The following is an 11,035-nucleotide window of genomic DNA, read 5'->3' on the forward strand; positions in this document are numbered from 1 at the left end:
GCCCGGAGATTAATTCTTGCCCTGTTCTTTCTTGGCTTCTTCCAAGTCTTTTTCATATTGGGCAAACTCTTCCTCGAAGCGGTCAATGCGTGTGGGGTCGATGGTCTGCAAGAAGGTCTCCGTGCGCACGTTCATCATATTGTAGTCCACGATGAACTCCACTTGCTTGGTGTCCACGTTCAGGAAACCATCCACACGTGCACCGCTCCCTTCCTGGTTGTCCGCAGCGTCATCGCCGCTCGTGGTGACGTTTCCGTCCGTTCCCACGAACTTCACCCAACCGCTGCCGGGGTATTCATCCTTTTCCCAACTGTTGAGTTGCATAAACTTCGTTGCACAGCGGAAGGTGATGGCAAAGGGCATGGCGCCAACGGTGAAGTCGCTCAGGTCGAGCACCATCATACCGTCTTCTCGCCACGTAAAACTGAACTTGGTGGGGCAACCGCTTTCCAGCAGCGTCTTGTCCACGCCGCTCATTGTAGCACGGGTTGAGAGCACGATGTCTCCTACAAGGATTTCCTTTGCCTTATCAATATATTCCTGTGCAGGTGGCTCATTGGTAAGTGAATCGTCACTTTCACACGAACTTAATCCGATTACTGTTGCCATAAGAAAGCTGAATAAAAAGTATAACTTTTTCATTTTGCTTATATAATTTACTTGTTTTGTAACCTATAATTGTTTCCTGTTCATTACCCTTGCCTGCGTGTATTCCGCAAAGGGTATGTAAAGTCATGGTTTTTACATGATTAAAGGCAGGCTTTTTCCGATGGCAAAGTCTGTCTTTGATGTGTACCGCATGTAGGCTGGCGGTTTGGATAATTTTGTTTCCTCGCCGTCGGTTGCATACCGGGAGTGTTTTTAGCGGCATAGCAGCCTTGCCGACAAGATAATGGTTTTCTTCCCCATTGGGTGAGGTGAATATGTTGTGATAAATTTTTCTTAGTAAACACACAAAAAGAGCTAACAGAAAGCCGTTTGACGGCTTTCCCCTTACTCTTTCTGAATTTAAATTCGTTGCTTGACAAAATAATGACGAATTATTTTGTTCCAACAAAGTGTACGGATGCAGGGAAATCTGCACCTAAGAACTTACCGGATACCGCAAGAGTAAACTCAGCAGACTGCGCCATTCCGAAACTTGCTGCAACAAGGGTAGCTCCTAAGAAAAATTTTCGCATCGTTTTTATAATTAAAGTTTAATAAAAAATAATTACACTTTATTTTTGTTTGTTCAATAAAGTCCTCCAACGGCATCCTTTGTTTTTATCATACGATAAAGAAGAAGTATAACCTAACCTTCTGACCGTATCGTCTGGGTCAATGTCTGTATAATTTGCTTTCAGGAATGCTTGGGTTGATTCTCTATAGAAAGTGTTCTCTGAACAAGCGAAATAAGTACCGGCATATCCATCTTCACTATAGAAAATGGTCAGTTCCGGATAAACCAGATTAAAGTCTTTATTCAAATCACCTATACTGAGTTCTGCTACCATCTTGACATTCGACATGTCAAATGTTTCCAATGCGTCCAAGCATTCAATATCAATTCTGTAGGCTTTCAATTCATTTTTTTCGGGCAATTTGATTTCTTTCAGTATAGGACATCCCAGAACCATCAGACTACTGCCATACGTACCATTGCCTTCCGTTTCTTTATCTCCTTGACCCCAAATAGTGGAATAACTCAAATCTAACTTCTGCAATGCCGGGTTATTTTGGACCCAAGCACTTCGCAAATCTGTAGCATTGGATAAGTCGATATCTTCCACTTCTATATTTTGCAGGATGACTTGGGTTATGAATTTCCCTACTTTTATATTGGGCATAGAAGCTATACTTTCTTCTCCGGCAGAATAAAGGCTGATTTTAGCACCTTCCCAATAAGGATTCTCCACCAGAAACTGAATACCCTCAAAGTTGGTAACATTATCAGCAGGAGCAACAAGCAGTTCCTTTGTTTTCTGGTCGAGTCCCAAATGTTTGCTAAGGTCTATTTGGTCGCCGTTAAACAGATCGGCAAAATTTGTCTGCAAATAAGTGAGCAGGTTTGCGTCGGGCACGTCGCGCAGGGTGGTATAAGTTTGCAGATTGCCGTCGACATCAGTCATCTTCATATCAATGGTGCCGGCGGTGATGGCTTCCTTGTTTTGGCGGTAGAAACGCACGAGATCTTCGATATTCTCTTTAGCGGTTTCCGGAAGGTAAAGTTTGGTAATTTCGTGCAGGTTAGTCACAGTTTCATCGCCGTTTTCTTCCACTACGACACTCACAAGATTATCATAGTCGTAGATTTCATTACCCGTCAGGTCTATGCCGGTGATTTGTTCCGGTAATTTGGCAAAGTCGAACGCCGGGCCGTAACCATTTCCCGACAAATCCACCTCCTTCAGATTGGGCAGTATGCTCAGTTCGGCAAGCGCGTCGGTGGAGATGTTTGTTCCCGAAAGGTCGAGGGTGGTGGTATTGTTGGCCAGTTCGTCCAGTAGCAGGTTGCCGTCGGCATTGAACTGGTAGCCCTTCTGGGCAAGGATGGTTTTCAGTTCCGTGTTCTGTACGGTGGCGGTGCTGTATGAAGGCCCGTCCTCATCGTCGCTACAGGCGGTGAAGCCGAGGCACAAGGCAAGAGCGGCAACACCCATGTAAAGTTTGTTCATCGTTTCAATTTAATTTAAGTTACACTTATTTTTATCGGTGCAAAATTACAATCATGTCAGAACCCTTACAATACCTTAAAATTGGTATTTTTGTGTTCACTATTTGTGGGTAGGAAATCCAAATTGAAAACATAACATACTGAATTTAAAAGGAATTAGAGTTGCCTGTTGAAGCGGTATTTGAATGATACGATGAAGTAACTACCTATCTGTTGCGTGTGTGTTTCCGACAGCCCGGCAGAGGAAACGCTGCGGGAGAAATTCTTCTTCTGGCTGAGGATGTCCGACCAGTAGAACGACAGCTCCGCTTTTTTCTGTTTGAGGAAACGCCACGCCAGGCGCACGTTCCACACCTCCTGGTCGTCCGCGCCTTTGCGAATATTCGTCCCGTTGCGGAAGGAATAGGCGGCATCGCTCCGCAACTGGATGCCGCCCGTCACGGCGTTGTAGGTGACTGCACGTGTTATATTGTTTATTGTATTCGACCAGTTCAAATCGCCGCTCAGACCTATTTTCGTGTCCCGCGCTTCCAGCCTTATGTTCTGGTTGAAGGAAGGCTTCAGGCCGGGATTTCCACGGGTGATGTTCAGCGGGTCGCTGTTGTCGGTCAGGGTAAGCAGGTCGCCCAACGCAGGCTGCCGGGTGTTCCCCTAATAGGTCAGTTGCACCCGCGTCTGTTTCCTGCGCCATGCCACTGTAAGATTGGGGCTGTAATTGCAGGATTGCCGGACGGTGTCTGCCTGCAGCATCCCCGTCTTCTGGTCAAGGCTTTGCCGTTCGGGGGAAACGGACACCCCGGCACGGATGTCCCACTCCTTGTCGGCATAGTTCAATGTAAGACCCATCGTATGGGAAATGCTGCGGCTTGCGCTTCGGTTGCTCAGGCTGTCCGTATAGCCGGTTTCGTGATTGTCGGGAAGGTATCCTGCCGGGCGGTCACCGTCGTCTTCCCCAAAGAACGGGGACAGGTCATACGTGTCGCGGTTGCTGTATTGGCGGTCGGACTGGAACTTGTAGGACAACTGCATCTTCAGCCGCTTGCCCAGCGGCTGCGTGAAAGACAATCCTGCCGCAAGGCTGCGGTTGCGCATCGGGCTGTGTTGGTACTGGTTGCGGTAGAGTACGGAGTCGCCGCACATGTAGCCGTCCAACTGGTAATAGGTGGTGGATGACACGGAGAAATTGTCGTTGTCGTTCCGCCCGTCGGAGTATTGCACGGTCAGGCTGATGTGGCTCCCCTTGCCGTTCAGCTTGCGGGTGACTTCTGCCATAAGTATGTACTGGCTGTTGCGGTTTTTTGAGACGGAACTCATGCCGATGGCGTTTATCCGGATGTCCTCCGCAACGTCTTCTCCCGCACCTTCCCCGAAAGGGTCGGACACATCCAGGCCGGGGTCGGCACTGTATGTGTCCTGCCGGTTGCCGTTCTCGCCGGAACCTTTCGAGGTACTGAAATTTCCGGTAAAACTTAAAAGCGTCTTGTCATTCACATACCATTGCGCCCCCAGCGCGGCACTTGCCATGCGGTTTTCCATGCGGTTGGTGTTGGAGGAATAGCGGTAAGTATTTCCGGTATTCAGATATTGTTCGTAATAGGATGTGCCTTCACTTCCATTTATAAAGTTGTTGTACATCACATTCCCGTTCACGGATAAGTCCGGACCGAATTTCTTTACGAAGTTCAAGGCGATATTATCCGTCCGGTTGTCTTCATAAGAGGTTGTCATATTCCGGTTGCCGGACTTGGCGATAAGTGAAAGGTTCTCGCCGCTTTTCTTAAAATAGTTGCCCGTCAGTTCCGCTTCTTTTCCTTGTTGTTACCCTTGCCTGCGGCTATGGAAGTCATCAGTGTACCGTTGAACTCCTTCTTGGTTTGCAGGTCGAGCACATAGTTTTCTTCCCCTGTTTTTATCCCCATGAATTTCTCCATTTCGCTACGCTTGTCATACACTTTTATCCTGCTTACCAAATCGGCGGGCAGATTTTCCAAAGCCAGCGCATAGTTTCCGGCAAAGAACGCTTCCCCGTTTACATTGATTTCCGCAATGGGGAGCCCATTATAAACCAAGGTCTTATTTTGCCTGTCATATTCCAGGCCCGGTATCTTTTTTACCAGCTCTTCCAAGTTCGATCCTTCGGGAATCCGGTAGGCATCGGCATTGATGACGGTAGTGTCTCCCACCAGTTCCACCTCCTTTATGGGAGCAGTGACCACCACTTCGACCAGTTCAATCCCGTCTGCAAGCACGATGTTTCCCAACCGGCTCTCCGCTTTCCGGGGGTCAATCCTCCGGTATTCCGGTTTCGTGCCGAGGTACGACACCTTTAATTAATAGGGCATGTCCGCACGGGCGGTAAAAGTGAAGTCGAAACGCCCCTGCGCATCGGCAGTCCTGCCTTTCACGAGGGTGGAGTCCTTTCCCTCCAGCAGTGCAAGGTTGGCGTATGGCAGCGTTTCAAGCGTGTCCTTGCCGTCCGCATAAGCGCATACAAACGTCTGCCCGCTCACCCTCACCGTCTGCTGCGCATACATGGCGACCGGGAGCAGACACACGAGAAGCCATATTCCTCTTATTTTTGCCGCCATGCACTACTCTTATCTGCTCTTGGATGGATAAATATAACAGTCGGCAAAAATACGGCTTCCGAGTCAGGCAGACAATACCGAATTGTTGGTATATTGAGGCGTCCTTCATTGAAGGGCGAGTGCGGCAATGCGTTCCGCTTCGGCATCTGCACCGGCCGCCTCCGCACCGTGTATGGCAGTACCCTCCAATACGACAGATGACGGACAGAGCCGTTTCAGGTCGTCCACGCTGCTGCCCAGCCCGCTGCCTTCGTGCGTGCAGTAAGGTATGACGGTTTTTCCGCTGAAATCGTATGCTTCAAGGAAAGTGCATACCGGCTTGGGCATGGTGTTGCACCAGTTCGGATAGCCCAGGACCACCGTGTCATACTGTTCCATTCCCTCCACCCCGCCTTTGAACACGGGCCGCGCATCCGTATGCCATTCTTCTTTTGCCACTTCCACCGTTCCCCGGTAGGTAGGCGGATAGCCCCCTTCTTTCTCGATGTGGAAGAGGTCGCCGCCCGTCAACGCCGCAATCTTGCGTGCCACCGTCTCTGTGTTTCCCACAGCGAGTGGGATGATCTTTCCATTTACATAAGTCTCTCCGCTTTGGGAGAAAAACGCTATCAGTATTTTCTTTTTCATATCACAATTTATTGGAGTTGTTACTTGTATCCAGAACCTGTCTTTCCCTCCGACAAAAGTACAAATTCTATTCAAACGACGGTGATAATCTCCGGTTTATTGCTATATGCAGCACAAATAATAACTGTAATCTGGAATGAATGTATCTGTGCATGGCAATGAACAACAGCCATCAGATTTTCTCCGTGCCTCTGGCACCAAGTAAGTTCTGCTGACAGAAAATTACAACAGTATGGGCACTCCCAACCCGTTACCATAGAGAGAGAGCCTGCAAGACTCCACTATGCTCCATTTTGTAGGCTCTCACAATGGCAACGGTCTTTGGAAAACAGATTAGCTTGGATGCTATTTTATAAATTGGGCTTGCTTTATGGAGCTTTTTTAGCCACCTTTGGACTTCTTGGCCGGGTACGTTTTATCGTGCAAAACTACTGCGGACGGGAGAAATGTCAAGTACCGCCACGAGCTTTCGGCTGGAGGGCTTGACGGAAGCCTTCCACAAATTTTCTCGTCACTCCAAAATTGGGGTATTCCGTCCGCACTCTCCGGCCTCATACTTGCCTTATTCTCCCTTGTGTCCGCAGTGACAATTTGCACGTAAAACGGTATTCCCGACCAAGAAGCTCAAAGGAGCTTCACAAAAGGGAAAAGTATCAGATTTATCAATTCTTAAACACAAGGAATTATGCGGACAAGAAGAATGACTATCGAGCAAGGTCGGAGAGTGGGCATAGACCACTTTCCCAACTTCCACAGGAGCGGAAGCGTCAGGGGCATGAAACGACTGTATTACGGCAAGGATTGCCTGTTGGTACGTTGTGGCAGCTACATCTACAATGTTTCCACAGAACCCGGAATTTACTATCAAGCAACCATCTAAAAACTTTTCAATTATGTATGAGACAGATTTCCCCGAATACGGGCAGCAATGCGAACTGGTCACGCCGTGGCGTGGCTATCATCGCAGAACTATTGTGGGCAGGACTGCAAAAGGTTTTATCGTGCAGTTCAGCAGCGGAGCGGAAATAGAAGTGTATGACGATGAAATTGAATTTGACTGATATGTGCAGACTGATGACACCCCGGTTGGAGGAAGCCTTGAAAGATTATCCCCTTTATTCCCAGGACGGCAAGGGAAAAGAAGCTGTTTGCCGTACAATCTTTGCTTTTGGAGCGGTACGCTGGTTCATCCTTGAAGGTGAAAAAGAGGGAAACGACGCCATTCTTTATGGTATCGTGGTAGGACTTGCGGAGGACGAATACGGCTACATATCTCTTAACGAGCTGTCGGAAGTGGAGCTTGACTTTACAGCACAAGGACTTGGCAAACTGCAAGTAAGGCAACAGGAGAATTTCACTCCTACGCCGTTAAAGAACTTGCAGGACTTCCGCCTGCAACAGTTCTTAGCCAGATTTGAACATTAAAACAACCCGTCAGTCGTGGTACAATCAGTCAAGTGCCACGGCTGACACAAACATCAGTAATCATGCGAACGAGAAACAAGATTATAAAGGAAGTTATCCAATGCGCAGAGACAAACGGATGGCATGTGGATGCAGAGAAGCATCAGGACAAGAATATCGTCATTTTTGAGTTTTCCCAATTCACTCCTGCCGGACAGGATTTCTTCTTTTCTGCCACGATGCAAGGACGCAGCCTTGAAAGTTTGGAAAGGGACATGGAAGAATATTACGAGGGCTTTGACGCAGACTCGGAAGCCTATTTGTGGCTGGACAGCAACGGACACGGGAAAAATGGCGCACCGTACCATATGAAAGACGTGTTGGCAGATATGGAAGCGGCAGAGGATATGGTCGGTGAGCTACTTGAAGCGGTCAGGGGCTTAACAGGTTAACCACAAATATTAACATGACCTGCTATATATCCATTGATGTGGCAGGCCATGAAATTTTCATCCTACTTCCGTTTGCGTCCTTTTTTCGGTAGTCCGGCAGTCTTGTAGGCAATCAGGTCTTCACCACGGAACTGTATTCTCAGATTGTCCTGCATCCGGAAGAACGGCAGCGGCCTTTCCGTATGAGTAATGTAATCATAGATAGTACACCGGTGTATGCCAAGGAAACGTGCCGCCTCGCTTACCGAATACGACTGTTCCGGCTTTATCTCTGAGAATTGTTTGCATATATCCATACCGACCTTGTTTTGGCCTTAAAGATACAATGACGCAAATCAAAATTAAATAGGTTAAATATGGGAATACCACGTAGTTCATTGGATTTTTAGGGAATATATGTCCGTCTGTTCGGAAGTATAATCTGCACATGAGTTGATAGCGGAACTGGAAGATTCTAAAAACAGACTAGGTATATATATTTTAGCGTTGACAAGGTTGACAAGAAAGCCAACTCACAAACCTGATTATACAACTTATCAAAAGTGATTATTATTCAATACTTTATCTTTTTCTTATAAAAACTAAGAATAAAATAACGTGAGTTCGATATAATTCAAAACATAGTAAGTTGCCCGTCCTTGACAAAAACACAGGTCAATGGCGGGCTTCTTTTCAAAGAAACAGTATGCCGCTATGGCAGATAGCGAATTGGCAATGAAGTTATTGAAGGAACGGTGTCTGGAGTGTTCAATCTGTGCGATATTCTTCAACTCATCATTGACCGTTTCTATCAAAGCCCGTTTTCTCAGCAGAATCCTGTCAGCTACGCTCATCAGGGAATTCTTCATGTTGTTCTTCACTTTGGTTATCAGCTGTATGCCGTTAAGAAATAGGTTCTCGAACAAGGTTTGCCCGATATACCCCTTGTCCGCACACAGTTTGCCCTTGATGTTCTTCAGGAACTTTGTCTGTTTCAGCGGTTCACGGTCATCCACATTTCCCGGAGTAAACATGAAATTGAGAATTTCACCCTTATCGTTGATGATCAGGTGAAGCTTAAACCCGAAGAACCATCCCATGGAACATTTTCCACGCCCGGCAAGTCCCTCAAATGTCTTATGAATCAAGATTCTTTGGTTACGACAAACACGTAAAGGAGTGGAGTCAACAAAACTGATACCGGTACAGGTTCCCAGCAGTACTTTTTTGATGAAGATGGTCATGGGAAGTAATACTTCCTTCTCCAGTTCTACAAAACGGTTATAAGATACTTGATGCGGGAAAAGGTGTTTCAGATGTTTACAAACATATTCCTTGTAGTAATGCTTGAAGCAGCGGAAACCACCAGAGTGGAACAGGATTAGAATAACCATAATCTCAGCATCACTCATACGGTTAGGTTTGTTACGATGCCTGGTCTTCTTCTCCTCAATCATATATTTTTTCTGTTGCAATACAAATTCCTTGCAAAAATCATCTGCCATACAATAAATCTCCGTAACTTTAGACTCTGGAAACATAGTGGTAATCGTTTAAATGTTATAATTGGCACTGCTGTCCGGAGAAATTTTACCATAAAGTAGGTTGCTCGACAGAACCCGCCTCCGGAACACAAACGGGAGTTGTCGGCTGATTATAAATTTCACGGATATCCGCCCTCTGGAAGAGGACTTGTCCGATTGAGTTAGAGATAGAATGAAGACTTGGATCCAACCCGTATCGCTTCTTCGCAATGATGAGCAGCAGATAGTCACAAATGGCTATCCATATCTGCGTGTACACGGCGTTCTTGGAAGTGCCGTAGAAAGTCCTGATGTGAAGATGCTGCTTGATCCATTTGAAGAACAGTTCTATCAGCCAGCGTTCACGGTAGAGTTCCGCAATAGTCAGCGGATCGTCAATCGCAAAGTTGCTGGTCAGAAATCGATATACTCTTCCAGTCTCAAAGTCTTCATACACAACAAGTCTCAATGTGTCTGGATACTTTCTGGTAGAGTAATATCCAGCAAGTCTGATAGTCTCATCCGAAAGAACGCCCGAGTCTTTATTGACAGGTCTGGACTCAATAACCTCATAAGACATATTGTCCTTGGCGCGTGTAACAAAGTAGGCGCCCTTTTGCTGGAAATGCTTGTAAAGTTTCTCAAAGGCAACATATCCCCTATCCATCAGGTAGAAAGCACCTGCTTCAACAGGAATCTTGTCCATCATCCTGGCATCGTTAACCTTGCCTGGCGTGAGCATGACAAATGTGGGAATCGAGCCTCGCAGATCCATCAGTGTATGTATCTTGAACGCGCCCTTACCATGATGAAACTCGGCCCATGGACACAACTTAAGACACAGTTCAATGGTACTGCTGTCAAACGCATATATCATCTCCTCAAGACCAATTCGCAGCTTTTCATCCTTGTAAAGCATCGTGGCTTCCTTTACCAAAGTCATCGCAAAGTCTTGATATATACGCCAATCCTTCTTCTCATTGGCCTCCGCAAGCGTGGATCGAGGTATTGCCTTGATTCCGGAGCGATAGAGGTCGCCGCAGAGGTTAAGTGTAGTCTCTATATCTCTCAAACCAGCTCTGTCAGTGAACTGTGCAAAACTCATCACCATGAACTGGTCACGACAATTGAATTTGATAGCATGCCGGTCACCTTTGTAGCGGTCGACACATTTCTTGAACTCGTATTCGTTAATGAGAGACATAATCTGAGCGAAGATTGTTTTTCCTTTGTTCATGGCTTGCGGATAACCTCTTGATGGCTACCGCAAAGTTACTGATGTTCTAATCGAAAAATTTTCTAATGCTTATAACATTATTGATGTTTAATAATTAAACCCTTGTCGGAGAATTTTTCTCCGGACACTAGTGAATTCGTATGTGTTTATAAGAGACATAACCTGTGCAAATATTGTTTTTCCTTTGTTCATAGTTTGCAGAATTGGCTGTTTATACCTTCTTGCAAAACTATGATTTCTAATCGAAAAATTTTATTATCCTCGTAACCAGTTGAGTATTAATTAATAATAGCTGCTTTGGAGAATCTTCTCCGGACAGCAGTGTATAATTGGACACTATAAATTTAATACTTTTATCGCTATGTTTTTAATTATCAGAAAAATATATTTATCATTATATCGAACTCACGTTACGTTAGTTTTACATTATTATTTGTTTTTGCTTGACGCATCGCTTATGTATAAGACTATTCCAAATGGTAATCTGATCCTATATAAGTAGGTTTCCAAACTATTAGTGTTGAGTGTAATTTACAGAGCGGCTTGTATCTATAGGGAACTTTATGGTC

11 protein-coding genes and 2 pseudogenes are annotated in these 11,035 nt (G+C 46.0%); 4 read left to right on the forward strand and 9 right to left on the reverse strand.

Annotation, left to right across the window (positions count from 1 at the left end; all coding sequences use genetic code 11):
• Nucleotides 1-9 precede the first annotated feature (9 nt).
• From BARVI_RS02300 to BARVI_RS02315, 6 genes and pseudogenes are all read right to left on the reverse strand, one after another.
• The gene (locus BARVI_RS02300) at nucleotides 10-642 is read right to left on the reverse strand and encodes a DUF4903 family protein (RefSeq protein ID WP_025277680.1); all 633 of its coding nucleotides are present in this window, start codon (nucleotides 640-642) and stop codon (nucleotides 10-12) included.
• Entirely contained in the window at nucleotides 578-1,054 is a 477-nt protein-coding gene (locus BARVI_RS13495) for a hypothetical protein (RefSeq protein ID WP_232214031.1), read from the reverse strand. The genes BARVI_RS02300 and BARVI_RS13495 overlap by 65 nt, the downstream gene beginning before the upstream one ends.
• A gap of 166 nt (nucleotides 1,055-1,220) precedes the next feature.
• Nucleotides 1,221-2,657, reverse strand: coding sequence for a leucine-rich repeat domain-containing protein (locus BARVI_RS02305; protein ID WP_025277681.1), 1,437 nt, complete (start codon nucleotides 2,655-2,657; stop codon nucleotides 1,221-1,223).
• A 155-nt stretch (nucleotides 2,658-2,812) separates the two neighbouring features.
• A pseudogene (locus BARVI_RS13640) lies at nucleotides 2,813-4,980 on the reverse strand (outer membrane beta-barrel protein).
• Nucleotides 4,981-4,986: 6 nt separating this feature from the next.
• Entirely contained in the window at nucleotides 4,987-5,244 is a 258-nt protein-coding gene (locus tag BARVI_RS13595; RefSeq protein WP_316929391.1) for a hypothetical protein, read from the reverse strand.
• A 105-nt stretch (nucleotides 5,245-5,349) separates the two neighbouring features.
• Nucleotides 5,350-5,871: a flavodoxin gene (locus BARVI_RS02315; RefSeq protein ID WP_025277682.1), complete on the reverse strand. Its 522-nt coding sequence runs from the start codon at nucleotides 5,869-5,871 to the stop codon at nucleotides 5,350-5,352.
• Between the two features lie 685 nt (nucleotides 5,872-6,556).
• Between BARVI_RS02315 and BARVI_RS13090 the strand changes: the two genes are divergently transcribed.
• From BARVI_RS13090 to BARVI_RS02330, 4 genes are all read left to right on the forward strand, one after another.
• Nucleotides 6,557-6,751 carry a hypothetical protein gene (locus BARVI_RS13090; RefSeq protein WP_084546958.1) on the forward strand — a complete coding sequence of 65 codons (195 nt, stop codon included), beginning with the start codon at nucleotides 6,557-6,559 and terminating at the stop codon, nucleotides 6,749-6,751.
• 13 nt (nucleotides 6,752-6,764) lie between these two features.
• A complete protein-coding gene (locus BARVI_RS02320) occupies nucleotides 6,765-6,932 on the forward strand; it encodes a hypothetical protein (protein WP_025277683.1) in 168 nt (55 codons plus the stop codon).
• 1 nt (nucleotide 6,933) lies between these two features.
• Nucleotides 6,934-7,296 carry a hypothetical protein gene (locus BARVI_RS02325; protein WP_025277684.1) on the forward strand — a complete coding sequence of 121 codons (363 nt, stop codon included), beginning with the start codon at nucleotides 6,934-6,936 and terminating at the stop codon, nucleotides 7,294-7,296.
• Between the two features lie 125 nt (nucleotides 7,297-7,421).
• Nucleotides 7,422-7,727, forward strand: coding sequence for a hypothetical protein (locus BARVI_RS02330; protein WP_232213994.1), 306 nt, complete (start codon nucleotides 7,422-7,424; stop codon nucleotides 7,725-7,727).
• A gap of 62 nt (nucleotides 7,728-7,789) precedes the next feature.
• Here the strand turns inward: BARVI_RS02330 and BARVI_RS02335 are convergent, their stop codons facing one another.
• The 3 genes and pseudogenes from BARVI_RS02335 to BARVI_RS02345 all read right to left on the reverse strand — a co-directional run bounded on the left by BARVI_RS02335 (nucleotide 7,790) and on the right by BARVI_RS02345 (nucleotide 10,466).
• A complete protein-coding gene (locus BARVI_RS02335) occupies nucleotides 7,790-8,023 on the reverse strand; it encodes a helix-turn-helix domain-containing protein (protein WP_025277686.1) in 234 nt (77 codons plus the stop codon).
• 317 nt (nucleotides 8,024-8,340) lie between these two features.
• A pseudogene (locus tag BARVI_RS02340) lies at nucleotides 8,341-9,247 on the reverse strand (IS982 family transposase).
• Between the two features lie 49 nt (nucleotides 9,248-9,296).
• Nucleotides 9,297-10,466: an IS4 family transposase gene (locus BARVI_RS02345; RefSeq protein WP_025277566.1), complete on the reverse strand. Its 1,170-nt coding sequence runs from the start codon at nucleotides 10,464-10,466 to the stop codon at nucleotides 9,297-9,299.
• Nucleotides 10,467-11,035 lie beyond the last annotated feature (569 nt).

The sequence above is a fragment of the Barnesiella viscericola DSM 18177 genome, assembly GCF_000512915.1.
Taxonomy (GTDB): Bacteria; Bacteroidota; Bacteroidia; order Bacteroidales; family Barnesiellaceae; genus Barnesiella; species Barnesiella viscericola.

Coding starts and splice junctions, on each gene's coding strand:
- BARVI_RS02300 (WP_025277680.1), bottom strand. CDS start 642: ATGAAAAAGTTATACTTTTTATTCAGCTTTCTTATGGCAACAGTAATC.
- BARVI_RS02305 (WP_025277681.1), bottom strand. CDS start 2,657: ATGAACAAACTTTACATGGGTGTTGCCGCTCTTGCCTTGTGCCTCGGC.
- BARVI_RS13595 (WP_316929391.1), bottom strand. CDS start 5,244: ATGGCGGCAAAAATAAGAGGAATATGGCTTCTCGTGTGTCTGCTCCCG.
- BARVI_RS02315 (WP_025277682.1), bottom strand. CDS start 5,871: ATGAAAAAGAAAATACTGATAGCGTTTTTCTCCCAAAGCGGAGAGACT.
- BARVI_RS13090 (WP_084546958.1), top strand. CDS start 6,557: ATGCGGACAAGAAGAATGACTATCGAGCAAGGTCGGAGAGTGGGCATA.
- BARVI_RS02320 (WP_025277683.1), top strand. CDS start 6,765: ATGTATGAGACAGATTTCCCCGAATACGGGCAGCAATGCGAACTGGTC.
- BARVI_RS02325 (WP_025277684.1), top strand. CDS start 6,934: ATGTGCAGACTGATGACACCCCGGTTGGAGGAAGCCTTGAAAGATTAT.
- BARVI_RS02335 (WP_025277686.1), bottom strand. CDS start 8,023: ATGGATATATGCAAACAATTCTCAGAGATAAAGCCGGAACAGTCGTAT.
- BARVI_RS02345 (WP_025277566.1), bottom strand. CDS start 10,466: ATGAACAAAGGAAAAACAATCTTCGCTCAGATTATGTCTCTCATTAAC.